Origin of the sequence: Lutibacter sp. Hel_I_33_5, assembly GCF_007827455.1 — a bacterium.
GTDB lineage: Bacteria > Bacteroidota > Bacteroidia > Flavobacteriales > Flavobacteriaceae > Polaribacter.
In genome coordinates this window covers 2116297-2140281 of sequence record NZ_VISM01000001.1, presented here as the reverse complement: position 1 = coordinate 2140281, position 23985 = coordinate 2116297, and the positions used below count along the sequence as shown (strand labels likewise).

The window sequence follows — 23985 nt, the reverse complement described above, 5'->3', positions numbered from 1 at the left end:
CTATAAGATTACTGCAAATCTCTCGCTATTCTTTAATGTTATTGTTTATTAAAAATTAAATAAATGTTATCAAATTTTACATCTTAACCTTAATTTAAACTTTCCATAAACTAAGATTAATCTAAAGCTTACATTGATTTTACATTTCTAATAGACTTTTGCACTTGTTAAACATAACAATAGAAATGAAGAAATTTTTAATCGCAAGTTTATTAATATTAAGTCAAGTAGCTTTTGCTCAAGACAAAGGAATTATTAAAGGTTTAGTAACTGATAAAGAAACAAATAATGAACCGTTACCTTTTGCAAATGTATTTATTAAAGGAACATCAATTGGTGTAACAACAGATTTTGATGGAAACTATACATTATCTGTTCCTGCTGGAAATCAAACCATTGTATTTAGTTTTTTAGGATATAAAACTGTTGAAAAATCGGTAACTATAACTGCAGGGCAAACAATAACTATCAATCAAGTTTTAGGAGCTGAAGAAGGTGTTTCTTTAGATGAAGTTGTTATAAAGTCTTCTTCTAGTAAGGAAACTGTAAATGCATTAATCTTAGAACAGAAAAAAGCAACAGTAATTAAAGAAAGTATTGGGGCAGAAAGACTTAAAAAAATTGGTGTTTCTAATGCTGCAAACGCTACCACAAAAATTTCTGGGGTAACAAAAAGTGAAGGTACTGGAGATATTTACATTAGAGGTTTAGGAGATCGATATTTATCTACAACAATGAACAGATTAACAATTCCTTCTGATGATGTTTCAAATAAAAATATAAATTTAAATTTATTTTCTACTAACATTATTAAAAATGTGGGTATCAGTAAAACTTATGACACATCAAGTTATGCTGATCAAGGTTCTGGAAATGTAGATGTAAATTCTAAGGAATATTCTAAAAAAGGATATTCAATATCTCTATCTAGTGGAACAAATACAAATATTTTGAAACTAGACAATGATTTTAGAACAACCTTAATAAATAATGATGTTACTTTTGGTTTTCATCAAAAAAAATATGCACTACAGAATTTAATCACTTTTCAAGGGTGGGATACGGAAACACAATCTACACCTATAAATTTTAGTGGTTCTTTTTCTGCGGCTAGAAAATTTGAAATTTTTGGAAAACAATTATCTATTTTTCTAACAGGTTCACATTCTAAAACTTTTAATCATTTTAAAGGAGTATTTAAATCATATAGATCTAATGTGTTAAATACTAGTTACAATGATGCAGAACAATACAATTTAAATTCTAATACTACTGGCTATATAAATGTAGGATTAAAATTAAATGATAATCATAAAATTAAATACAATACATTATTTGTTAATACTGGTACAGATAATTTATATGAGCAAGGTAGAGATGGTTTAGGGTATGTTTTCGATCAAGATCCACAAGAAAATGGCGCATTTGTTAGAGATCAAAATTTTAAACAAACAACCTTATTTGTCAATCAATTAATGGGAGAGCATAAATTAAATGAAAACAATACTTTAAATTGGGCTGGTGGTTACAATTTTGTTTTAGCAGAAGAGCCAAATAGAATTAGAAATGAAGTAAACATTTTAGATATTGCTTCTTCTCCTACAATTCAATATGCGCATGTTGGAGACTTTCAACAAAGAAAATCTAGTCAAAAAATTGAAGATCAAGAAGTCAATGCCTTTATAGAAAACAAATGGAAATTAGGTTTTAAAGATGAAGATGATAATAAACCATATTCATTAAATTATGGTATTAATTTTAGAAATAAGGAACGTAAATTTAGATCTAATTTTGTAGGAGTTAGAGCTAAAGGTTTTACGGCTCCATCGATAGATGAATTATCATCAACATTTACCTCTACAGGTTTTAACAATGGTCTAGATTTAAAAACAAGAGAAACAGATAGATATCAAGCAGATTTAAACATTTTGGCGGCATATGCTAATTTTGATTTTAAATTTGACAATAACTTATCTGGTAATTTAGGTTTACGTTTTGAAAAAGATAAAATTGATATCATTTGGGATGTAGCAAACTTTGTTGGTAGAATTGGAACTATTGAAAAAAATTACGAAAGTTTATATCCAAGTGTAAATTTAAAGTATGAATTAAATGAAAATACGTTTTTACGTTTTGCATCAAGTATTACACAGACCTTACCAGAATTTAAAGAATTAGCACCTTTTGAATATGTTTCTCCAACTGGTCGTGTAATTGCAGGAAATCAAAATTTAGAAAAATCTGAAATCTATAATTTAGATTTAAAGTATGAAATGTTTCCACAAAGAGGTCAATTATTTTCAGCTACAGCATTTTACAAACAAATTAACAATCCAATCAACTTAGCTTTAAGTAGAGGTTCTTCTGGGTATTTCAGTTATTTTAATACGGGTGAAAAAGCAAATATTTATGGCTTAGAAATAGAAGCAAGATCTGACTTGATTAAAAACGAGGATGACCAAAGTATTTTAAATATAACTGGGAATATTACTAAGATGTGGTTATCTCAAGATTTATTAGAAGATTTTCAATATAAAAACACGAACACATCTAGTTTACAAGGTGCTTCCGATTTTATTGTTAATGGATCTTTAAGTTTTAATAATAATAAAGAAAAGGAATTTATTGCAACCTTAACTGGTAATTATTCTTCAGATAAAATATTTGCTTTAGGTTCTCCGGAAGATAAAACAAATAGTGCAACCTTATATAATGATGAAATTATAGAAAAAGGATTTGTTTCTCTTGACCTAGTTATGAGTAAAAAAATCACAAAAAACCTATCTGTAAAGTTTGTTGGTAGAAATTTAATAAACCCAAACATAAAACAAACTCAATTGGTTAGAAATTTAATTACCAATATAGAAACTAATGAAACAGTACTTTCTTATAAAAAAGGAAGTCAGTTAAATCTTAGTTTTAATTATAAATTTTAACCAATTAACTATTAGTTAACAAATATGAAGAATCTTAAAAAAACCTAACATACTATTAATATTTAGGTAAAGTAAAATAAAAGATAAGGCTATTTCTTTGTAGCATAAAACAACAAAATATAAAAATGAAAAAATCAGTTTTAAAAACTTTAAGCCTAGTAGCATTTATTCTTGTTACGTTAACATTAACAAATTGTGGGAGTGATGAACCAGATATTATTATTGAAGAGCCTTCTACCGAAGTTGTAAAAAACTTAAAAGCCGGAATATTAAATGGTAATTTACAAGAAGATTATACTTTAGACGCTAATACTGTGTATAATTTAAATTCTTCTTTTATAGTAGAAAAAGGAGCAACAATCACAATACCTGCTGGAACTAGAATTCAAGCAGCAAACGGAGGAACAAATGTCTATATCGCTATTCTAAAAGGGGGTAAAATAGACATTCAAGGAACCTCTTCTAATCCTGTATTTATGTCTTCTGCTTCTGGTAATCCTGGAGATTGGGGAGGCTTAACTATTTGTGGAGAAGCTACTACAACAGCTGGAGAAAATGCAACAGCAGAAGTTGGTGGATTTATTTACGGAGGTACTAATGATTCTGATAATTCAGGTTCAATAAACTACTTAGTAATAAAAGGAACAGGGGCACAAATTAATGCAGATTCTCAATACAATGGAGTTTCTTTATATGCCGTTGGTTCTGGTACTAAAATAGATAATATTGCTGTATTAAATGGTTCTGATGATGGAATTGAGTTTTTTGGTGGTACAGTTTCTGTTAGCAACCTATATTTAGAAAATAATGAAGATGATTCAATCGACTGGACAGAAGGTTGGAATGGTACAGTGGATAATGCCTATATTTCACATTCAATCGCTGGATTTTCAACTGTTTTTGAAGGAGATAAAGACAATAATAACCCTAAATTTAATAATATTACTGCAGTTTCTACTGTTGGTGGAACAGCTTTACAATTCAAAAAAGAATCTGGTGGAACTATTACGGGATTATCTTTAACAGGATATGATACGTCTATAGATATGAAAGATGGTGGCCCATTAACAAATGTTATTATTGATGGTGTTACAGCAGATCCTGCATTAAACTATACAAACACTCCTGTAACTACTAAAGCAAGTTTTGGTTGGGTAAACTCAAATGTTTCTATACCTTCTTCTGTATTACAAGGAACTGTTTCTGGAACTATTACTTTAGATGCCGGAACAAAATACCAATTAAACTCATCTTATATTGTTCAAGATGGTGGAACCTTAGTAATTCCAGCTGGAACAAAGATTGAGGCTAGAAATGGTGGAACTGGTGTTTACATTGCAGTATTAAAAGGCGGGAAAATAGATATTCAAGGAACTTCTGATAATCCTGTAGTAATTTCATCTCCAGGAGCTAATCCAGGTGATTGGGGAGGATTAACTATTTGTGGAAAAGCTACTACTACAGCTGGTGTAGATGCAACTGCTGAAGTTGGTGGATTTATTTATGGTGGTACTTCCGATACTGATAATTCAGGTTCAATAAAGTATCTAGTAATAAAAGGAACTGGAGCTCAAATTAATGCAGATTCTCAATACAACGGAATTTCATTATATGCTGTTGGATCTGGAACAACTATAGAAAATGTTTCTGTAATAAATGGTGCAGATGATGGAGTTGAATTTTTTGGAGGAACTGTTTCTGCTAAGAATGTATACCTAGAAAACAATGAAGATGATTCAGTAGATTGGACAGAAGGTTGGAATGGAACCGTAACAAACACTTATATTTCACATACCATAGCAGGGTTTTCTACAGCTTTTGAAGGTGATAAAGATAACGGAAATCCTAAATTTATTAACTTAACAGCAATCTCAACTGTAGGTGGAACTGGATTACAATTTAAAAAGACTTCAGGTGCTACAATCACTAACATATGGTTAGAAGGTTATACCAAAAATATAGACATGAAAGATGGTGGACCATTAGCTAATGTAATTATTGATGGTGCAGATGCAGATCCTGCAAAAGATTATAAAACAGGTACTAAAGTAGATATTTCTGCTTGGTCTTGGAGAAATAAAGGATTATAATAACAGTTTAGTAAAATTTTAGATTCTGAATTAATTAAAAAAGCAGGCAAATGCCTGCTTTTTTATTGTATAAATATTTGAATTGAGTTGTTAATTGTTGAATGCTAATCTAGATTCAGATTTCCAATCGTTAACACTAACAATAACATTATTGTCATATGTGATTTCTTTTAAAGCATCTTTATTCCAAACAAACCACTTTCCTACCTTTTTACCTTCTTTATAATTGGCTATTTTAGTTTTATTTCCTTCAGTATCAAAACTAGTCCAAGTACCTGTTAATTTTTTGTCTTTAAAAAAACCTTCTACACTTTTACTACCATCTTCATGATAATATGTTGCTTTTACTAAATCTCCTTGTTTTTTATATGTAGGTTTAATTTCTTGTGAAAATCCTAAACTTGACACAAAAATTGCTGCTAATAATATAATTTTCTTCATCTTCCTAAAATTTTTATTTAATATAATACTTACTCAAATATATATAAAAACTTACAATTAACAAACAATTACGTAACATTAAATTAACATTAGGATTTCCCTAAACATAAAAGCTTCTACTTATTTTAAGTTAAAATCCTTATATTTACTGTATTAATCTAAAAAAATCGAAAAGTTATGGCTATCATGAAAGTTATTGAGATTTTAGCAAACTCAGAAAAAAGTTGGGAAGAAGCAACAAAAAAAGCAATTAAGCAAGCCTCTAAATCTGTAAAGAACATTAGATCTGCATTTGTACAATCGCAAAGTGTTGTTGTAAATAATGATGAAGTTGCAGAATTTAGAGTGAATTTAAAAGTTACTTTCGAAGTAAAGTAAATTTCTATATTAATTAAATACTACTATTAAGCGATTTGGATTAACCTCAAATCGCTTTTTTAATTTTTTTCAACATGACATACGTACAAATTATATTAGTCGGACTTGTGGCAATCATTCATATTTATATTGTTTACATCGAAATGGCTTTATGGACAAAACCTAAAGGTATTAAAACCTTTGGCTTAAAAAGCAAAGAGTTTGCAGAAGAAACTAAAGTACTTGCTGCTAACCAAGGGTTATACAATGGTTTTTTAGTTGCTGGTTTAATCTGGTCTTTAGTTGCTGTTAAAACAGATGTTGCGCTTTTCTTTCTAGGTTGTGTATTTGTAGCTGGTCTTTACGGCGCTTATTCTACTAAGAAAAAAAGTATTTTATACATCCAATCTATCCCAGCTGCACTAGGAATAATTTTCTTATTAATTTAACTGTAAATTATCAACTTTCCTTTTCTTTAATTAAAGATAACAACTATTTTTGCGCTTTATTTTTATCAAAATTTAGACATGGAAAATTATATTGAAAAATCAAAAGAATTACTTTTTGAATATGCACCAAATATTTTAATTGCTTTAGCAATATTAATTATTGGGTTAATTGTAATCGGTTTTATTACTAGAATTACAAAATCTATCATGAAAAGAAGAAAGGTAGATATAACAGTTCAGAAATTTTTAAGTGATTTAATTAATTGGGCATTAAAAGCCTTTTTATTTATCGCTGTAATTTCTAAACTAGGTGTTGCGCCAACTTCTTTTGCAGCCATTATTGGTGCTGCTGGTTTGGCAATTGGCTTAGCATTACAAGGTTCGTTATCTAATTTTGCTGGCGGAACATTAATCATGCTTTTTAAACCTTTTAAAGTAGGTGATTTAATTGAAGCGCAAGGTGAATTAGGGGTGGTAAAAGAAATTGAGATTTTCACTACCAAAATAACAGGCTTATCAAACAAAGAAATTATAATGCCTAATGGAGCCTTATCAAATGGCAACATTGTTAATTACACTTCTGAAGGCACAAGACGTGTAGATTTAACGTTTGGGGTTTCTTATGATGCAGATATTAAAAAAACGAAAGAAGTTCTTTTAAATGTATTAACTTCTCATCCAAAGGTTTTAAAAGATCCTGCACCAGCTGTAACAGTTTCTGAATTAGCAGATAGTTCAGTAAATTTTGCGACAAGACCTTGGTGTAATACAGATGATTATTGGGATGTATATTTTGATGTTACCGAAAACGTAAAATTAGCATTGGATGAAGCAGGAATTGAAATTCCTTATCCTCATACTGTAGAGATTAAAAAATAGATTTCTTTTTCTTTTCAGGAATCACAATAAAATCTTTTAAATAAAAAGGTTCAAAATAAGCGACATCTTCGATGTCGTTTTTTTTGTACTTTTCAAATGATAATCCTGCCATTTCATTGGAAGAAGGAAATTGATTATCTACAAATACTGCATTTTTATGTGTGATTACTTCTTTACATTTTTCTGCTCCATCTCCTAAAAAATAGACCATACCTTTTTCTAAATATTCAAGATAAGATTCTGATGTAATAATTTCTGCTTTCGTTTCTCTTATTTGTTGATGATTAGCATCAAAAACCGCAGTATAGGCCTCCATACGTCTTGCATCAATCATTGGAATAATTAAACCTTTCTTTTCTGAGATTTTAGATGCCAGAGATTTTAAAGTCTCGATAGAAATTAACGGCTTATCAAAAGAAAAACACAACCCTTTAACGGCAGAAACACCAATTCTTAAACCTGTATAAGAACCTGGCCCTTTACTGACTGCAAAAGCATCAATTTCAGATAAAGAAACCCCAGACTCTTCGGTTAATTCTTTAATAAAAGGATGTAACATTTCTGCATGAGAATAATTACCATCATTTAATTCTTTTATAGCAATCACTTTTCCTTCTTTAGCAATGCTAACAGAACAATTTTTAGTTGCAGTTTCTATATTTAAAATGGTAGCCAATTCAGTAAAATTTTTGACAAATATAGTTCATAGAAAAAGAAAACCTCGTATTTCTACGAGGTCTATATTTTTTTAGATCCTGAAACAAGTTCAGGATGACAATTTCAATTAGTCTAATTGTAAATCTCCGTAATAAAATTGCAATACTTTAGATTTAAAAACATAATCGTATTTTGCTCTAATCATTGCTCCTTGAGCATTTACGTATCTATTACGTACTTGATCAAAATCAAATAATGTCATAGCTCCAAGGGTATATCTTTCTTGCGCATTTTTAAAAGCTTCTTTTTGAGATTCTAATGATATTTGCGCAACTTCATATGATTTTGCAGCAGCTTTGGAATCTAAAAATGCTTGTTCAATTAATTGTTGTAGTTGTAATTTTTGGGTCTCCAAACTATTAATAACAATATCTCTATTTATTTTAGATCTACTTACACTAGCATCAGTTCTAAATCCGTTAAAGATTGGAATACTTACATTAAAACCTAATCCATATCCTAAGTTATTATCTAATTGAGTAAATAATGCCGTATTAGAAACACCAGCAGGTAAATCAAAACTATATCCATAATTTGAACCGATACTTCCAGATGCAGTTACTGTAGGCATATAAGCTGATTTTGCAATTTCTACACCTAAACCTGCACTTTCAATATCAATTTCTGCCTTTTTAATTTCCGGTCTCGTATCTAGTGCTTTTTGATATACGATATTAGAATTATTATATAATAAATTTGCAGATGGTGTACCTACATTAAGAGATGCAACATCAAAACCTTCAAAAGGAACTTGTAAAGATTGTGCTAAATTTAATAACGCAATGTTTAACGTATTTTCGAAAGTAACTACATTTTGTGCATCTGATGCTGCTGTAGATTGTACATTTAATAAATCTCCTTTAGGTATTGCCCCTGCATCAAAACGTTTTTGTGCCGCTTCTATTTGTTTTTGACTAATTTCATATTGAACATTCGCAACATTTAAGTTCTCTTTAGCGAACAATACATTTAAGTAAGAGTTTACAACTCTTAATGAAATATCGTTTTGTATGGTTTCTAAATTCAGTTTACTAGATTCTACACCAAGTTCAGCTTGCTTTTGTAAATTTAAATTTCTAAATCCACTAAAAACAGTATATCCAGCTCGTACACCTACAGATCCACCGTAATTAGTTGTAGAAATTCTATTATTTGATACAGGATCAAAAGTAGAACCAAAACCTAAGTTTCCACTTGTACTTGCACTAACTGTTGGCAAAAAATTACCATCGGCACTTTTTACATCTTGTTCTGCAATATCTAAGTTTAATTTATTTTGCTTGATGGTTAAGTTATTCTTTAACGCTGTATCTACACACTCTTTAAGTGTCCATTTTTTCTGTGAATACCCAAAAGTTACAGAAAGTAATGCAATAAGAACTATGATTTTCGTTTTCATAAATTGTATTCGTTGGTTCGTTGGTTTTTTATCGAGTCTGTTATATGACGACTAAAAGTAAAATATGTTACAGAATTTTCCTCTTATTGAAATGTTAATTTTTAACTTTCTTTTTATATCGGAAAATAAAGTAGAATAAAAGACCTACTAAAATATAAGGAAATACCATTAAATAGGTAATTCCATTGTTTACTCCTTCTGCCATAGATGCGTCTCCGTTTTCTACCACAGCTTTACACATAGCACATTGTGCAACAGATTTTTCAATAAAAAAAATCAACAAAAAAAAGAGTATAACTATTCTCTTACCCATAATATGGAGATATCATTAAATAAACAACAACGCCCGAAATTGCCACATATAACCAAAGCGGAAACGTAATTTTTGCAATTTTTTTATGTTCTGGAAACTTACCAGTAATTGCTCTTAAATACGTTGTTAATACAAAAGGAATGATAATTATTGATAATACTATATGTGTAATAAGTATAAAATAATAGATATATTTTATAATTCTTTCTCCACCAAATTTTGTAGAATCTGATGTCATATGGTATGCTACATACAAAACCAAAAACAGCACTGAACATGCTATTGCAGAAGTATTTAATTGTTCATGTAATCTTCTATTCCCTTTTTTTATAGCTACAACGGCCGCAATTATAAGTACAGCTGTTAATCCATTTATAGATGCATAAATTGGTGGTAAAAAAGTTAATGGTTCTACATCGAAGCCTAACTTTTTTAGATTCACTCCAAAAAGTGCTGCAACTACAACTGGTATTATAATTGAAACTATGGTGATTAGTCTTTTATCTTTTTTCTCGCGTGCTTCATTATTCATTTAACAGTAATTTTATATCTTCTTTTAATTCAGCTATTTGATCTTTAAATCCATGTTCTTCTATAGCTCTATAATACATAATTGGATTCCCAATCTCATCTTTTCTAGATCTAATAAATCCATTTTTATCCACTAAAGCAAACAAACCAGAATGTTCAAAACCTCCATGATTATCTTCTCCTTTTCCTGCGAATAATTTAAAACCGCTATTCGATAATGCAAAAACAACATCATCTGATTTACCAGTTAACAAATGCCAGTTTTTATGCGTTATTCCAAAATTCTTAGCATATTCTTTTAACGTTGCTGGTGTATCTATTTCTGGTGTAATCGATATTGAAGCAATTCCGAATTCTGGGTTTCCAAAAAAAGCATCTTGAATGGTCACCATATTTCTATTCATAATCGGACAAATAGTTGGGCATGTTGTAAAAAAGAATTCAACAACATACACTTTTCCTTCAAAACTTTTATTGGTAATAGTTTTTCCATTTTGATTGATAAACTCAAAAGCTGGTACTTTATTAAACGTATGTAAGTCTGCTTTTTTAAACCGATCTACAATTTTAGGAACAGAATAAATTCCGAATATAAGTATGATAAATGATATCCCGACGTATGAATATTTTTTAGTCATGTTGTTTTTCTTGTCACCTCGAGCGGAGTCGAGAGGTCTTTTTTTTAACTTAATATGAGGTCTCGACTGCGCTCGACCAGACAAATGATTATATTTCCCTATCTGCGTTGTTCTTTTTTAACGCTAATCTATATTCTGCTAAAACAACTTTAACATCGTCTTTCATCTTTTTATTTAGCTCTGCAACAGATTGCATATTATAACCAAATAAAGTTCCATTGACGGTGTCTTTATCATCATTTCTACCACGTAAGTTTCCTTCTTTATCAATTAAAAAAGCTTTGTTAGTGTATAGATTTGCTAAAGATCCGTTTGTTTTAAAACTATCGAATATTATTTTTATTTCTTCATCTGAAGCACTTACAAATTTCCATTTCGCCATATCTGTAAACGCTCCTATTTCTTTTTCTATAATAGCTGCTTCTGCATGTTTACTTTTTGGATAAATCGCAATCAATTGAAAGTCTTTAAATCCGTAAAAAGGTTTATAAATCTTCTGATTCAGGTTAAAAAAACCTCCTTTTACAGATTGCATATCATTTCCTAAAAAACAGACAACAGATATTTTGCTTTTAAACGTATGTGTGTTCGTACTATCTATTAAAGAAATATCTCCAACAGACTTTGTTACCACTGGTAATTTTGCAAAATTATTGATTCCAGAAGATAGAAACAGATAAAATATTAACGGGAGAATGAAAAGTGCAAAAAGCACTAAAAACTTTTTACTTGTAAACCTCATTTTTTTATATAAAAAAAGGTGGATAAAACCACCTTGTTATTTTTTGTTTACCAACTTACTAGTGGTGCAAGTGTGCTATATAAATAATCGCCTTCAACCATCAAAAACGTAATTAATACACAGACTAAGAAAACTGTTGTCCAAACTACAGAACGTCTAAACCATTTTTTCTCCCCTTCCATATGCATAAAAACCCATGTAATTCCGTAGGCTTTTGCTAATGTTAAAATGATAAATATCCAGTTTAAAGGACTTGTTCCTAAAATACTTGTTAAGTGTAATGATGCAGGTTTTACAATACCAAAACCTACCTCTACAATAGTTATTAGAGATAAAATTCCAAAAACTATCCAAATTCTTTTTACGTTAGATTCGTTTGCGTGTGCCATTTCTTTTATAAATCTTTTATAATTAAACTAAGTAGAAGAAGGTAAATACAAATACCCAAACTAAATCTACAAAGTGCCAATATAATCCTACTTTTTCTACCATTTCATAATGTCCTCTACGTTCGTAAGTACCTAAGATTACATTAAAGAAAATGATAATATTTATTAATACTCCAGAGAATACGTGAAAACCGTGGAAACCTGTAATAAAGAAGAAGAAATCTGCAAAGATTGCATTTCCGTATTCGTTTACTTTTAGGTTTGCGCCTTCTACAACCAACTTAGTTTTAGCTAACTCGGCTAAAGCTTTTTCTCTAGATAATATTGTTTTTTGTTTTGTTGATGCATCAATTAATTCTGTACGAATTCCTATATATGGATTTGCTGCAAATGCTTGTTGTACTTGTGCTATAGAATATTGAGAAATAGTTTCTTCACTTTCAAACCACAATCCATTATTTTTTACATGTTCTTCTCTATGATCTTGTCTTTCTCCATGTACAAAATCAGATAAGGCTATTTGATGTCCTGTTCCGTCTACAAATTGTAAAATTTTACCATCAGTAGTTTTTACAGCTCCGTAAGAACCTGTAATAAAGTTTTTCCATTCCCAAGCTTGAGATCCTAAGAAAATAGCACCACCAATAATGGTTAAAAACATATAGATAGTTACTTTCTTTTTATTCATATGATGACCAGCATCTACTGCCAATACCATCGTTACAGAAGAGAAAATAAGGATAAACGTCATTAACGCTACATAATACATTGGCGCATGAACCCCGTGTAAAAACGGAAAGTGAGTAAATACTTCATCGGCAATTGGCCAAGAATCAATAAATTTAAAACGTGTTAAACCGTAAGCAGCTAAAAATCCTGTAAAGGTTAAAGCATCCGATACGATAAAAAACCACATCATCATTTTACCATAACTAGCACCAAAAGGTTTAGCACCTCCACCATTCCAGGTTTGCTTGTCATTAGAAGAAAGAGCAACATTTGCTTCCATATATTTTCTATTAATTATTTTTTAAATAGTTTGCCAAAATTAATCAATTTCTGTTACCTAATAAAATAGAAAAAGAAAAATAAATAAATCCACAATACATCTACAAAATGCCAGAAGATTGCACCTAGCTCAAACCCAAGCATATCGGTAGCTGAGTACTTATTTTTAAAATGATTATAAATTACAACTAGCAACACAATTACACCTGCAATTAGGTGCAAAACATGCATTAATGTGATTCCGATGATAAAAGATGTAGAAACTGTACTCCCTTTACCCGTAAAATATAATCCTACAGATTTTAATTGATTAAAGCCTTCATATTGATAAAAAATAAATCCAATTCCTAAAATTAAACTGATTACCAATAATATTCTTGAGGCTGAAAGATTACTTTTCTTTAAAAATCGTTGCGATAAAAATAAAGTAATACTACTCCCAACAATTAAAAAAGTACTGATATAAAACGCCTGAGGCAGATCAAAAGTAACCCAATCTTCACGATTCATACTAATTACATAGGCACTTGTTAACCCTGCAAAAAACATTACCATGCTTATCATAGAAACCCATAACATAGGTTTTGCAGATTTTTTCTTAGCTCCTTTTAATTCGTCTTGTAAAGTTTGTTCGCTCATTTTTTAATGTAAAAATTTATCAACTACATACACTATTTGCACAACTGTAATATATAAAACACTAGATAACATCAATTTTCTAGCATCAACATTGGTTTCAGATTTATGTAATTTAATTCCGTAATACAACATTACAATTCCTAAAATAGCTACTACAACTGCTGTTACAGGAAGTATATAAAATGTTCCGCTTACTTTTAAAACTGGTAACACAGAAACTAAAATCATAATAATGGTATAAAAGATAATTTGCTTTACAGCGTTTTTATCTTTTTTATTCATCGGCAACATATTGAAACCTGCTTTTTTATATTCTTCAAATTGTAACCAACCAATTGCCCAAAAATGCGGGAATTGCCAGAAAAACTGAATCATAAATAAAAATCCTGCTTCTACACCAAACTCATTTGTTGCAGCAACCCAACCTAACATAAACGGAATTGCTCCTGGAAATGCCCCCACAAAAACAGCTAAAGGTGTAACTGCTTTTAAAGGTGTGTATGCACAAGTATATAAAAATATGGATATGGCGCCAAACAATGCACTTTTAGGATTGATACTATATAATATTGCAAGGCCACCAATAGTAAATACAATTGCGATAGTTAACGCTACCGAAACACTCATTCTACCTGTTGGTAAAGGTCTATCTTTTGTACGTTGCATTAACGCATCGGTTTCTTTTTCTATTACTTGATTAAATGCATTGGATGCACCAACCATTAAATAACCGCCAAATGCTAATAAAATTAGTGTAGTGTAGTTTATGGATTCTACAGCTAATAAATATCCCGCTACTGAAGAAAAAACGACACTTAAGGACAGACCAACTTTAGTAAGCTGTTTAAAGTCTGAAACCAAAGTTTTTACAGACGTTTTAGTATTTGTTATTGCTGAAGAATTCATTGCTTAAAATTCGACTGCAAAGATATTCTATAATAATGGATTTACCTAGGTAGAACATAAAAAAACGCCCAAACAATGTTTGGGCGTTTATACTTTATAAAATCTAAATTTCTTAAGCCTCGAAAGGAACTATAGAAACATACGATTTATTATCTCTTTTCTTACGGAATTCTACAACACCATCAACTCTAGCGTGTAAAGTATGATCTTTACCCATGTAAACATTTTCACCTGGATTGTGTGTTGTTCCTCTTTGACGAACAATAATATTCCCTGCAATTGCAGCTTGTCCTCCAAAAATCTTTACTCCTAGTCGTTTCGATTCTGATTCTCTACCATTCTTCGAACTACCTACACCTTTTTTATGTGCCATTTTATTATATTTTTATAGGTTAAACTTACGGATTTATTTTTCAACGCCTCCGTCTAACTTATCTTGTAATACTTTTAATTCATCCCACTTATCAGCAGCTGCTAATTTAGCTTGTGCTGGCCAAGTGTCTGTTACGTGATTTCCACGAACACCTTCTATAATTTCAGAAATTTTTGCTGGTTTAGCTTTTGCTAAATCTGCATAGGTTGCTATTCCTGCAGCTACTAATGTTTCTGCAATCTTAGGACCAATTCCTTCAATTTTCTTTAAATCATCTGCTTTAGCAGCTTTCTTTGGTGCAGCTTTTTTAGGAGCGGCAGCCTTTGGAGCTTTAGCTTCAGCTTTTGGAGCTGCTACTTTAGCTTCTTCTTTTTTAGGAGCAGCTTTCTTCTTAGTTGCTTTTTTAGCACCAGAAGCAGCGATAGATTCTATTTGAATCTCGCTTAAATACTGTCTATGTCCATTTTTCTTTTTGTAACCTTTTCTTCTTTTCTTCTTGAAAACGATTACTTTATCACCTTTAAGGTGACTTAAAATTTTGGCCGTTACTGCGGCTCCTTCTATAGCTGGGGCGCCAATAGTTACATTTCCTTTATCCTCTACTAAAAGAACGTTATCAAAAGTTACTTTTGATCCTTCTTTGTCTTGTAAACGATGAACGTAAACTTTTTGGTCTTTTGCTACTTTAAATTGCTGCCCTGCTATCTCTACGATTGCGTACATACTTTTTGTTTTGCGTATTTATACTTATTAAACACTTCCTTTTTTCAGAAAATGCGGGTGCAAATATACATTATTTTTAATAACAAACAATGTTGTTTTACAAAAATAATAGCATCAAAATCAAGAGAATAAATAGGTTTATTTTGCCTTATTCACCAAATAAACACCGAACAAGATTACAAGACCAGCAATTAACTGAATATAACTAAGTTTTTCGCCATCTAGAATCCCCCAAAAAACTGCAACAATCGGAATTAAATAAGTAACTGATGAAGCAAATACTGGCGAAGAAATATGTACCATTTTATTAAACATGGTTTTTGCAATCCCAGTACCAACAATTGATAGAATTGTAATATATACTAAAGATTCTATGTTAGTTTCTGTATATTCAAAAGCGGTATAAAAATCTGTAAACCCTAAAACAATTAATGCTGGAACTAATAACAATATAAAGTTACCAGTTGTAATTGCTAAAGCATCTAAATCTGAAAGATGTTTTTTCACAATATTTACGTTAAACGCATAGCCTACAGAGGCTAATAAAATCAAAGAAGCTAGCCAATAATTTTGATCTGGATTTAAATCTGCTCCTTTTAAAATTAACAGTATTGTTCCAACCAAACCAACTAAAACACCTATAACTTGTTTCTTTTTAAAAGCAAAACCAAAGACTATAGCTCCAAATATTAATGTATTAAATGGTGTAAATGAATTTAAAATAGATGCAATAGAACTATCCAACCCTTTTACAACATACGCAAACATAAAACTTGGAAAAAACGTTCCTAAAAGCGCCGTGTATAAAATGTAAATCCAATGCTTTTTCTGAATTCTTTTAATACTATTAAATCCAACAATCAGTAAAAAAATCGCGGTAATAATCATTCGTAAAGCTCCTACCTGAATTGGCGTTAAACCAATCAATGCTTTTTTCATCAGAATAAAAGAACTCCCCCAAACAAGAGAAAGTATTATTAAATAGAGCCATTTTTGTTGTTGATTATTCATAAAGCATGTTAAATCTTATGCAAAATTCGTGTTTTTATATCGATATCAGGGCTTTAATTAATAAATTTGCATTATTAATCTATAATTTAAAATGATGAAAATCCAAAAATATATTTCCGCAGTATTGGTAGTTTGTGTTCTTTTAACTTCTTGCAAAACAGAAAGTAAAAAAACAGACGCTCCTAAAGTTGAATTAGCAGCAAATACTCAAAAAGTTTCTTTAAATATTTCTGGAATGACTTGTGAGATTGGATGTGCAAAAACAATTCAATCTAAATTATCTAAAAAAGCTGGCGTTTTAGAAGCTAAGGTTGTTTTTAAAGATAGTATTGCTAACATTGAATACGACGCAAATAAAACTTCTAAAAAAGATTTAATCGCTTTTGTTGATGGGATTGCCGATGGCGGATTATACAAAGCGTCTGAATGTGCAAAAAAAGCACACATTTGTAAGGAAAATTGCAAGAAAGAATGTGATACTAAAAGTAAAAAAACATGTTCTACCGAATGCAAAAAAGAATGTTGCATTAAAGAAACTGAAAAAAAAGCTTAAAATAAATAGTTATCAGTTCGAGCGTAGTCGAGAACTCAAGAAAATTCTTTAATTAATAACATCTCGACTGCGCTCGATATGACATTTATTTGATTAGTTATTTTTAATGAAAAAACACTTTCCTCTTCTAGTAAAACTGACATTAATTGCGGTCTATTTAATTTTTTTAGCGGGCGCAATTGTTAGAATGACTGGTTCTGGAATGGGTTGCCCAGATTGGCCAAAATGTTTTGGCTATATAATTCCACCTACATCTGAAGCACAAATTACTTGGCAACCAAACGCTGAGTATAAAGAGGGAATGATTATCATTAAAAATCAAACCTTATTTGTTGCAGAAAATGATGTGAAAACTACTTCTGAATTTAATCAAACACATTGGCAAGAATACACAAAACACGATTACGCAAAGTTTAATAAATATCATACTTGGACAGAATATATTAATCGACTAACTTCTGCTTTAGCTGGGATTCCGTTATTGTTAATGGTAGTTTTTTCATTTAAATATTGGAAAGAGAAAAAAGCAATTACGCTTATTTCTTTTGGAGTTTTTTTGCTGTTTCTTTTTGAAGCTTGGCTAGGAAAAACCGTTGTAGACTCAAACCTAACTCCTACCATTATTACCATTCATATGGTGGTTGGTTTAATAATTGTTGCGTTGTTGTTATGGCTGCTTTCAATCGTTTCAAACAACAAAAACCACTTGACTGTCCAGGAAGTGACAGAAAAGAAAAAGTATCATTCACTATTTAATAAACTAGTACTAATTTCTGTGATTTTTTCTGTGATACAAATCGCAATGGGAACTCAAGTCCGACAATTCATTGATGAACAAGTAAAATTATTTGGATTTGAAAACAAACAATTTAGTTTACTAAACCCTAGTTTTAAGTTTTACTTTCATAGATCATTCACCATTGCCATCGTATTAGTAAATCTTGGTTTATTCTATTTGAATCAGGTTAAAAATCTAGGTTATAAATTAGTGAATTGGATTTTGTTTTTAATCTTTTTAGAAACCATTACTGGAATATTAATGTACTATGCAGAATTCCCAATTGGTACACAAGCAACACATTTATTAACGGGAGCAATATTATTTGGACTTCAGTTTTATTTGTGGATGCAGTCTCGCAAAGTGAAAAAATAATTTAGTATATCATTCCTTTTTTCTAATCCTTCCATCGAAGTGTTTCCATAATTCTAACAATATCTTTTTTCACAAAATCAACTGCTGGTAAAATAGAATCGTAATTAGGTTGTGTGTAAAAATACAAAGCACCTTTTATAAAATGTTCTGTGCTATCTGTAGCATGAAATTGTATTTGTGAAGCTGCATTCCCAGTGATTTCATAAATAGATCCAAAGACTTTTTCAGACTCGTTTATAAAATCATTTGAAACAATTTGTTCGGCTTTTACAGTATGCTTAAAAACCAATTTTTCAGATTCTATTAATAATTCTTTCAAATTGTTTTTTATAGGTCTGTAAGTAATATCAATGGTCGCTTTTAAGTTTGGGTATTTAATTGTTAACCAATTATTTTTTGAGTCTTTAACGGTAGCATTTTTTTCCACATCAAAAACATAAGGTCTTTCAAAGTGTAGTTTTTTATATGATTTTGCAGGATATTTTAAACTTAAATAAGCTTTTGGTTTTGGCAAAACATCTTCTTTGCAGGAAACAAAAATCAAAATAAAAAGTATAAAAAAAAGATTACGCATTTAGAGTCGTTTTTACTTGTTTTATGCGCCTTCTATCCAACGCTTCTATGGTAAACGTAAAATTGCTAAAGTTTATTTTCTCTCCTTTCTTTGGGAATTTACCTGAAATTTCTAAAATGAATCCCGCTAAGGTTTCAGATTCTCCTTTTTCATCTTCAAACAACTCTTCTTCAACATCTAAAACTCTACAAAAATCTTTAATAGTTGTTTTACCTTCAAAAATATAATTGCTCTTATCTATTTTAGAATACGATAAATCATCGTCATCAAATTCGTCATTTATATCACCTACAATTTCTTCAATTACATCTTCTAGTGTTACAATTCCACTTGTTCCGCCATACTCATCAACCACAATAGCAAGATGATTTTTCTTTTCTTGAAACTCACTTAATAAATCGTCCAACTTTTTATTTTCAGGAACAAAAAAGGGTTCTCTGATCAATTTTTGCCATTTAAAATTTTTCTTATTGATATGCGCTAATAAGTCTTTTGCATATAAAACACCTACTATTGTATCAATATTTTCTTGATATATTGGATTTCTAGAATATCCTTTTTTAAGAATGTTCTTTAAAACCGACTCAAAAGATTCTTCATCAGAAATTGCAAAAACATCGGTTCTTGGTTTCATAATTTGAACCGTTTCTGTGTTTCCAAAACTCACAATTCCTTCTAATATTTTTTGTTCGTCTTTAGTCGTTGCATCATCAGAAGTTAATTCTAATGCTTGTGATAATTTTTCTACCGATAAGTTGGTGTTTTTACTTCCTAACCTATTTTCAATAACATTCGTTAGACTTGTTAACGGAATACTTAAAGGCGTTAATAAAGTATTTAAAATATTAATTGGTTTTGCCATAAAATTAGCAAAACGCAAGGATTTTCTAGACGCGTATACTTTTGGTAAAACCTCCCCAAATAATAATATTAGAAAAGTAACTAGCACAACTTCTATTAAAAAACGAATAGGTAATTGGAAGAAATATAAATTTACTGAATAATCAAATTCACTAAATAATTGTTCACCTAAAGAAGCAAATAATAAAACAATTAAGATATTTATAAAATTATTGGTTATTAATATTGTTGCCAGTAATTTCTTTGGCCTTTCTAATAATTTTACGACTAAGTTTTTGGTTTTAGATGTAGATAGAAGTTCATCTAATTGTGTTTTCGATAAAGAAAAAAACGCTACTTCTGTTCCAGAAACTAATGCAGAACAAATAAGTAATACGAGTAGAACGACAATACTAATTGTAGCTAAAAAATTAATGTTTAATAAAAGCAATAAAGGTTCTGGGTCTGGATCCAAAAGTTAAAATTTAATTGAACTAAAATGGTAAATCATCATTTTCTTGCGGCGCAACAGATTTTGGCGCTTCTGTTGTTGGTTGATTACTAACTGGCGGAACATTTGTTGCATTCGGATCTTTTTTAGTCGATAAAAAAGTCATGTCTTGAACATGAATTTCCGTTGTATATCTCTTTTGCCCTTCTTGCTCCCATTGGCGTGTTTTAATCCTGCCTTCGCAATACACTTTATCTCCTTTGGATAAATATTTTTCACAAATTTCAGCTAATTTATTTCGAACAACAATATTATGCCATTCTGTAGACGTTACTTTTTCTCCAGTTTGCTTATTGGTATAACTTTCGTTGGTGGCTATAGGGAATCTTCCAATAGAATTTCCTCCTTCAAAATAATGCATTTTAACCTCATCACCTAAATGACCTATTAAAATTACTTTGTTTATTGTTCCTGCCATAGCTTAAAATTTAACTAATCAAATATACCAAAAATATTGATTGATTTACGATTGATTTTCTTTTAAAAAATTTGCAATTAAAACAGGCACAGGAAATTCTTTTACTTGCTTCCATTCTATTTTTGCTTCTTGATGTTTCTTGATTTTCACAATCCAAAATCTGGTATTCAAATGTTGATGTGATAATTTATGAATGATTTCTTTTTGATTGAATAACGAAATTGTTGTTTCTTCTTTAAATAAATCGATAAATTCAGGGTGATTCACCAACTCTTTTTCATCAATATTATTTTTAGTTTCCAACAATGGAAATTGATACAAACCTTGCCAAATACCTTTTCCTTTTCTTTCTGATAAAATTGTTTTGTTATCGTCCGTAATCACAACTAAATAATTAAAAAAGCGTTTCTTAACTTTTAACTTCTTTTCTTTTACAGGTAAATCTTTAATCAGCTTTTTATCAAAAGCTACACAACTATCAGCAAATGGACAAGTTTCACATAACGGATTTTGCGGCTTACAATGCAACGCGCCAAAATCCATAATTGCTTGATTAAACGTTCCTGGTTGCTTTGGGTCAATTAAAGTCTGCGCTAATGCTTTAAATTCTTTTACGCCTTTAGAGGAGTTAATAGCTGTCTTAATTCCGAAATACCTTGCCAATACTCGATATACATTTCCGTCTACAACTGCTGCTGCTTCATTAAAACAGATTGATGAAATTGCAGAAGCGGTATAATCTCCAATTCCTTTTAATTTCAGTAAATCCTTATAATTATCTGGAAACGTTCCGTTTAATTCATTTGCAACAAATTTTGCTGTAAAATGCAAGTTTCTAGCCCTCGAATAATATCCGAGTCCTTGCCAAAGTTTTAATACGGTATTTTCTTCTGCTTTTGCAAGGTCGAAAACTGTTGAAAAAGCTTCCATAAATTTCAAAAAATATGGCAGACCTTGAGCAACTCTTGTCTGTTGTAAAATAATTTCTGATAGCCACACATGGTAAGGATTCTTAGTTTTGCGCCAAGGCAAATCTCTATCGTTTTGTAAATACCAGTAAATTAATGTGTTAGAAAATTTCATCGATAAATAATCAGTTTACAATATTACATTTTAAAATTCACATAAATTTAAGTGTATATCTTTTTGGAATTGATTAATTATCATATATTTGCCTCCGCATTTTTGGAATAAAATTAATATAAAATAAAGACATGACGAAAGCAGATATCGTATCAAAAATTTCAGACAAATCAGGTATAGAAAAAGGAGATGTTTTAGCAACAGTTGAAGCATTTATGAATGAAGTTAAGGATGCATTAGAAAATGGAGACAATGTATACTTAAGAGGTTTTGGTAGCTTTATAATTAAAACAAGAGCAGAAAAGACTGGTAGAAATATTTCTAAGAATACTACAATTAAAATTCCAGCACACAACATTCCAGCATTTAAGCCAGCAAAAGTTTTTACTGATGGTGTAAAAAGCAAAGTGTTAGTAAAATAATAATTAATACCTAACAGGTAAAAAATAGAAGACAATTATGCCAAGTGGTAAAAAAAGAAAGAGAGCTAAGATCTCTACACACAAACGTAAGAAAAGAGCTAGAGCAAATAGACATAAGAAAAAATAAGTAGTTTCTACTTATTTTTTCGTTTTTGCTTGCCTACTTAGAGTAGGCATTTAGCTAAAAGTTCATTGACATAAGAGGTTATCGTTAGACCTCGCATGGTATTAAAAATACCTGACAATATTAATCCATCTACACAATTATGTGTAGTGTTAAAACTATTTCAGTATGAAAACAGAATTAATAATTCGTTCGCATTCAACTGATATCGATTTTGCCTTATTAAAAGATGGAAAACTTATTGAATTAAATAAAGAAACAACTGATAACAAATTTTCTGTTGGCGATATTTTTTTAGCCAAAATAGGAAAGGTGTTACCAGGCTTAAACGCAGCATTTGTAAATGTAGGCTATCCAAAAGATGGTTTTTTACATTATCATGATTTAGGTGCGCAAGTAAACTCTTTAAATTCATTCATTAAGAAGGTAAGCACAGGTAAGTATAAAGAATTCACTTTTAAAAACTTTCGACACGAGAAAGACATTAACAAAGACGGAAAAATAAATGATGTCATTAAATCAGGACAAAATTTATTAGTACAAATTGTAAAAGAACCTATTTCTACCAAAGGACCAAGATTAAGTTCCGAGCTATCAATAGCAGGTAGATTTTTAGTGTTAGTTCCTTTTTCTAACCGAGTATCTGTATCGCAAAAGATAGAAGATAATAAAGAAAAAGAACGTTTAAAAAGATTAGCAAAAAGCATTAAACCAAAAGGGTTTGGTGTAATACTAAGAACTGTTGCCCAAGGAAAAAAGGTAGCAGAATTAGACAAAGATTTGCAAAACTCATTAGAACGCTGGAAAACTTTGTGTAAGCATATTGCAAACACAAATACACCAACAAAGATTCTGAGTGAGCTTAACAGAGCATCTTCTATATTAAGAGATGTAATGAATGATTCTTTTACAAACATTGTTACCAATGATGAAACGCTTAAAGAAGAGATTAAAGATTATTTACAAGAAATTTATCCTGAAAAGACAAAAATTGTAAAGTATCACAAATCTCAAGTACCAATTTTTGAAAAATATGGTATCGAGCGCCAAATAAAAACATCGTTTGGTAAAACAGTTTCAATGAGTCGTGGTGCCTATTTAGTAATAGAGCACACAGAAGCACTCCACGTTATTGATGTAAATAGCGGAAACCGTTCTAACAAAGCTGGATCTCAAGAAGAAACCGCACTAGAAGTTAATATAATTGCTGCAACAGAAATTGCGCGTCAATTACAATTACGTGATATGGGCGGAATTATAGTTATTGATTTTATTGATATGCACAAAGCAGAGAATAGACAAAAACTTTTTCAGCATTTAAAAGATCAAATGTCTTTTGATAGAACAAAGCATAAAATATTACCTCCAAGTAAATTTGGATTGATACAAATAACTCGTCAACGTGTAAGACAAGAGTTAAGTATTAAAACGAAAGAGAAAAATCCAAATATAAACGGAGAAGTAGAAGCACCAATTGTATTGGTAGATAAGATAGAAGGAGAATTAGAACGTTTAGTTTCTAATCCTAAAAATAAAAAGATAAGCTTAAATGTGCATCCTTTTATTGCTGCTTATTTAAGCCAAGGAATTAAATCAATTAGATTCAATTGGTTTCTACAACATAAAAAGTGGATTACAATTATACCTAGAGACGCTTACACTTATTTACACTACAAATTTAAAGTACAACGTAAATAAGAGGCAATAAATTTTTATCAAAAAACCCCGCAACTATTAAGTTGCGGGGTTTTGTTTTATAACAATAT

Annotated in this window: 27 protein-coding genes; 9 read left to right on the top strand and 18 right to left on the bottom strand. The window is 30.3% G+C overall.

What is annotated here, in order from left to right:
- Positions 1–185 precede the first annotated feature (185 nt).
- Together OD91_RS09370 and OD91_RS09365 are read left to right on the top strand one after the other, a co-directional pair.
- The gene (locus tag OD91_RS09370; RefSeq protein WP_144896127.1) at positions 186–2936 is read left to right on the top strand and encodes a TonB-dependent receptor; all 2751 of its coding nucleotides are present in this window, start codon (positions 186–188) and stop codon (positions 2934–2936) included.
- A gap of 125 nt (positions 2937–3061) precedes the next feature.
- Positions 3062–5026 carry a hypothetical protein gene (locus OD91_RS09365; RefSeq protein WP_144896126.1) on the top strand — a complete coding sequence of 655 codons (1965 nt, stop codon included), beginning with the start codon at positions 3062–3064 and terminating at the stop codon, positions 5024–5026.
- A 90-nt stretch (positions 5027–5116) separates the two neighbouring features.
- Here OD91_RS09365 and OD91_RS09360 read toward each other — a convergent pair whose 3' ends face one another.
- Positions 5117–5467, bottom strand: coding sequence for a toxin-antitoxin system YwqK family antitoxin (locus OD91_RS09360; protein ID WP_144896125.1), 351 nt, complete (start codon positions 5465–5467; stop codon positions 5117–5119).
- A gap of 177 nt (positions 5468–5644) precedes the next feature.
- On the opposite strand from OD91_RS09360, the gene OD91_RS09355 reads away from it, so the two are divergent.
- From OD91_RS09355 to OD91_RS09345, 3 genes are all read left to right on the top strand, one after another.
- Positions 5645–5845: a dodecin family protein gene (locus OD91_RS09355; protein WP_144896124.1), complete on the top strand. Its 201-nt coding sequence runs from the start codon at positions 5645–5647 to the stop codon at positions 5843–5845.
- A gap of 74 nt (positions 5846–5919) precedes the next feature.
- Positions 5920–6273: a DUF1304 domain-containing protein gene (locus OD91_RS09350; RefSeq protein ID WP_144896123.1), complete on the top strand. Its 354-nt coding sequence runs from the start codon at positions 5920–5922 to the stop codon at positions 6271–6273.
- 78 nt (positions 6274–6351) lie between these two features.
- Positions 6352–7152, top strand: a complete 801-nt coding sequence (locus OD91_RS09345; protein ID WP_144896122.1) for a mechanosensitive ion channel family protein — start codon at positions 6352–6354, stop codon at positions 7150–7152.
- Here the strand turns inward: OD91_RS09345 and tsaB are convergent.
- From tsaB to OD91_RS09280, 13 genes are all read right to left on the bottom strand, one after another.
- Complete coding sequence (gene tsaB / locus OD91_RS09340) at positions 7142–7828, bottom strand: tRNA (adenosine(37)-N6)-threonylcarbamoyltransferase complex dimerization subunit type 1 TsaB (RefSeq protein ID WP_144896121.1); 687 nt, start codon at positions 7826–7828, stop codon at positions 7142–7144. The two genes, OD91_RS09345 and tsaB, sit on opposite strands and share 11 nt — an antisense overlap.
- A 108-nt stretch (positions 7829–7936) precedes the next feature.
- Positions 7937–9268 (bottom strand): TolC family protein, encoded by a 1332-nt coding sequence (locus tag OD91_RS09335; RefSeq protein WP_144896120.1) that lies wholly within the window; start codon positions 9266–9268, stop codon positions 7937–7939.
- A gap of 94 nt (positions 9269–9362) precedes the next feature.
- On the bottom strand, positions 9363–9581 hold the full coding sequence (locus tag OD91_RS09330; RefSeq protein WP_144896119.1) for a hypothetical protein: 219 nt from the start codon (positions 9579–9581) through the stop codon (positions 9363–9365).
- On the bottom strand, positions 9574–10113 hold the full coding sequence (locus OD91_RS09325; protein WP_144896118.1) for a DUF420 domain-containing protein: 540 nt from the start codon (positions 10111–10113) through the stop codon (positions 9574–9576). Before OD91_RS09325 ends, OD91_RS09330 begins: the two co-directional genes overlap by 8 nt.
- The gene (locus OD91_RS09320; RefSeq protein WP_144896117.1) at positions 10106–10750 is read right to left on the bottom strand and encodes an SCO family protein; all 645 of its coding nucleotides are present in this window, start codon (positions 10748–10750) and stop codon (positions 10106–10108) included. The genes OD91_RS09325 and OD91_RS09320 overlap by 8 nt, the downstream gene beginning before the upstream one ends.
- An 88-nt stretch (positions 10751–10838) precedes the next feature.
- Complete coding sequence (locus tag OD91_RS09315) at positions 10839–11492, bottom strand: hypothetical protein (protein WP_144896116.1); 654 nt, start codon at positions 11490–11492, stop codon at positions 10839–10841.
- A 47-nt stretch (positions 11493–11539) separates the two neighbouring features.
- Positions 11540–11881, bottom strand: a complete 342-nt coding sequence (locus OD91_RS09310) for a cytochrome C oxidase subunit IV family protein (protein WP_144896115.1) — start codon at positions 11879–11881, stop codon at positions 11540–11542.
- A gap of 22 nt (positions 11882–11903) precedes the next feature.
- Positions 11904–12890: a cytochrome c oxidase subunit 3 gene (locus tag OD91_RS09305; RefSeq protein ID WP_144896114.1), complete on the bottom strand. Its 987-nt coding sequence runs from the start codon at positions 12888–12890 to the stop codon at positions 11904–11906.
- Positions 12891–12943: 53 nt separating this feature from the next.
- A complete protein-coding gene (locus OD91_RS09300) occupies positions 12944–13528 on the bottom strand; it encodes a cytochrome c oxidase subunit 3 (protein WP_144896113.1) in 585 nt (194 codons plus the stop codon).
- A gap of 3 nt (positions 13529–13531) precedes the next feature.
- Complete coding sequence (cyoE, locus tag OD91_RS09295) at positions 13532–14434, bottom strand: heme o synthase (RefSeq protein ID WP_144896112.1); 903 nt, start codon at positions 14432–14434, stop codon at positions 13532–13534.
- 112 nt (positions 14435–14546) lie between these two features.
- Positions 14547–14807 carry a 50S ribosomal protein L27 gene (rpmA, locus tag OD91_RS09290; RefSeq protein ID WP_144896111.1) on the bottom strand — a complete coding sequence of 87 codons (261 nt, stop codon included), beginning with the start codon at positions 14805–14807 and terminating at the stop codon, positions 14547–14549.
- A 33-nt stretch (positions 14808–14840) separates the two neighbouring features.
- Positions 14841–15530: a 50S ribosomal protein L21 gene (gene rplU, locus OD91_RS09285; protein ID WP_144896110.1), complete on the bottom strand. Its 690-nt coding sequence runs from the start codon at positions 15528–15530 to the stop codon at positions 14841–14843.
- Between the two features lie 138 nt (positions 15531–15668).
- Positions 15669–16541 carry a DMT family transporter gene (locus OD91_RS09280; protein WP_144896109.1) on the bottom strand — a complete coding sequence of 291 codons (873 nt, stop codon included), beginning with the start codon at positions 16539–16541 and terminating at the stop codon, positions 15669–15671.
- Positions 16542–16632: 91 nt separating this feature from the next.
- Between OD91_RS09280 and OD91_RS09275 the strand changes: the two genes are divergently transcribed.
- Positions 16633–17094, top strand: coding sequence for a cation transporter (locus OD91_RS09275; protein WP_255513227.1), 462 nt, complete (start codon positions 16633–16635; stop codon positions 17092–17094).
- Between the two features lie 106 nt (positions 17095–17200).
- Positions 17201–18247, top strand: a complete 1047-nt coding sequence (locus OD91_RS09270; protein WP_144896108.1) for a heme A synthase — start codon at positions 17201–17203, stop codon at positions 18245–18247.
- A gap of 22 nt (positions 18248–18269) precedes the next feature.
- On the opposite strand, the gene gldD is transcribed toward OD91_RS09270, so the two are convergent.
- From gldD to mutY, 4 genes are read right to left on the bottom strand one after another with little or no spacing between them, the layout of a single operon-like run.
- A complete protein-coding gene (gene gldD, locus OD91_RS09265) occupies positions 18270–18821 on the bottom strand; it encodes a gliding motility lipoprotein GldD (RefSeq protein WP_144896107.1) in 552 nt (183 codons plus the stop codon).
- Positions 18814–20136 carry a gliding motility-associated protein GldE gene (locus tag OD91_RS09260; RefSeq protein ID WP_144896106.1) on the bottom strand — a complete coding sequence of 441 codons (1323 nt, stop codon included), beginning with the start codon at positions 20134–20136 and terminating at the stop codon, positions 18814–18816. Before OD91_RS09260 ends, gldD begins: the two co-directional genes overlap by 8 nt.
- A gap of 19 nt (positions 20137–20155) precedes the next feature.
- A complete protein-coding gene (locus tag OD91_RS09255; protein WP_144896105.1) occupies positions 20156–20590 on the bottom strand; it encodes a single-stranded DNA-binding protein in 435 nt (144 codons plus the stop codon).
- 45 nt (positions 20591–20635) lie between these two features.
- Entirely contained in the window at positions 20636–21673 is a 1038-nt protein-coding gene (mutY, locus tag OD91_RS09250; protein ID WP_144896104.1) for an A/G-specific adenine glycosylase, read from the bottom strand.
- Between the two features lie 131 nt (positions 21674–21804).
- Between mutY and OD91_RS09245 the strand changes: the two genes are divergently transcribed.
- A complete protein-coding gene (locus tag OD91_RS09245) occupies positions 21805–22095 on the top strand; it encodes an HU family DNA-binding protein (RefSeq protein WP_144896103.1) in 291 nt (96 codons plus the stop codon).
- Between the two features lie 292 nt (positions 22096–22387).
- Positions 22388–23917 carry an Rne/Rng family ribonuclease gene (locus tag OD91_RS09240; protein WP_144896102.1) on the top strand — a complete coding sequence of 510 codons (1530 nt, stop codon included), beginning with the start codon at positions 22388–22390 and terminating at the stop codon, positions 23915–23917.
- Positions 23918–23985 lie beyond the last annotated feature (68 nt).

Excerpts from the sequence above, each read along its gene's own strand:
- OD91_RS09370 (WP_144896127.1), top strand. The coding sequence starts at position 186 with ATGAAGAAATTTTTAATCGCAAGTTTATTAATATTAAGTCAAGTAGCT.
- OD91_RS09365 (WP_144896126.1), top strand. The coding sequence starts at position 3,062 with ATGAAAAAATCAGTTTTAAAAACTTTAAGCCTAGTAGCATTTATTCTT.
- OD91_RS09360 (WP_144896125.1), bottom strand. The coding sequence starts at position 5,467 with ATGAAGAAAATTATATTATTAGCAGCAATTTTTGTGTCAAGTTTAGGA.
- OD91_RS09355 (WP_144896124.1), top strand. The coding sequence starts at position 5,645 with ATGGCTATCATGAAAGTTATTGAGATTTTAGCAAACTCAGAAAAAAGT.
- OD91_RS09350 (WP_144896123.1), top strand. The coding sequence starts at position 5,920 with ATGACATACGTACAAATTATATTAGTCGGACTTGTGGCAATCATTCAT.
- OD91_RS09345 (WP_144896122.1), top strand. The coding sequence starts at position 6,352 with ATGGAAAATTATATTGAAAAATCAAAAGAATTACTTTTTGAATATGCA.
- OD91_RS09335 (WP_144896120.1), bottom strand. The coding sequence starts at position 9,268 with ATGAAAACGAAAATCATAGTTCTTATTGCATTACTTTCTGTAACTTTT.
- OD91_RS09330 (WP_144896119.1), bottom strand. The coding sequence starts at position 9,581 with ATGGGTAAGAGAATAGTTATACTCTTTTTTTTGTTGATTTTTTTTATT.
- OD91_RS09325 (WP_144896118.1), bottom strand. The coding sequence starts at position 10,113 with ATGAATAATGAAGCACGCGAGAAAAAAGATAAAAGACTAATCACCATA.
- OD91_RS09320 (WP_144896117.1), bottom strand. The coding sequence starts at position 10,750 with ATGACTAAAAAATATTCATACGTCGGGATATCATTTATCATACTTATA.
- OD91_RS09315 (WP_144896116.1), bottom strand. The coding sequence starts at position 11,492 with ATGAGGTTTACAAGTAAAAAGTTTTTAGTGCTTTTTGCACTTTTCATT.
- OD91_RS09310 (WP_144896115.1), bottom strand. The coding sequence starts at position 11,881 with ATGGCACACGCAAACGAATCTAACGTAAAAAGAATTTGGATAGTTTTT.
- OD91_RS09305 (WP_144896114.1), bottom strand. The coding sequence starts at position 12,890 with ATGGAAGCAAATGTTGCTCTTTCTTCTAATGACAAGCAAACCTGGAAT.
- OD91_RS09300 (WP_144896113.1), bottom strand. The coding sequence starts at position 13,528 with ATGAGCGAACAAACTTTACAAGACGAATTAAAAGGAGCTAAGAAAAAA.
- cyoE (WP_144896112.1), bottom strand. The coding sequence starts at position 14,434 with ATGAATTCTTCAGCAATAACAAATACTAAAACGTCTGTAAAAACTTTG.
- rpmA (WP_144896111.1), bottom strand. The coding sequence starts at position 14,807 with ATGGCACATAAAAAAGGTGTAGGTAGTTCGAAGAATGGTAGAGAATCA.
- rplU (WP_144896110.1), bottom strand. The coding sequence starts at position 15,530 with ATGTACGCAATCGTAGAGATAGCAGGGCAGCAATTTAAAGTAGCAAAA.
- OD91_RS09280 (WP_144896109.1), bottom strand. The coding sequence starts at position 16,541 with ATGAATAATCAACAACAAAAATGGCTCTATTTAATAATACTTTCTCTT.
- OD91_RS09275 (WP_255513227.1), top strand. The coding sequence starts at position 16,633 with ATGATGAAAATCCAAAAATATATTTCCGCAGTATTGGTAGTTTGTGTT.
- OD91_RS09270 (WP_144896108.1), top strand. The coding sequence starts at position 17,201 with ATGAAAAAACACTTTCCTCTTCTAGTAAAACTGACATTAATTGCGGTC.
- gldD (WP_144896107.1), bottom strand. The coding sequence starts at position 18,821 with ATGCGTAATCTTTTTTTTATACTTTTTATTTTGATTTTTGTTTCCTGC.
- OD91_RS09255 (WP_144896105.1), bottom strand. The coding sequence starts at position 20,590 with ATGGCAGGAACAATAAACAAAGTAATTTTAATAGGTCATTTAGGTGAT.
- mutY (WP_144896104.1), bottom strand. The coding sequence starts at position 21,673 with ATGAAATTTTCTAACACATTAATTTACTGGTATTTACAAAACGATAGA.
- OD91_RS09245 (WP_144896103.1), top strand. The coding sequence starts at position 21,805 with ATGACGAAAGCAGATATCGTATCAAAAATTTCAGACAAATCAGGTATA.
- OD91_RS09240 (WP_144896102.1), top strand. The coding sequence starts at position 22,388 with ATGAAAACAGAATTAATAATTCGTTCGCATTCAACTGATATCGATTTT.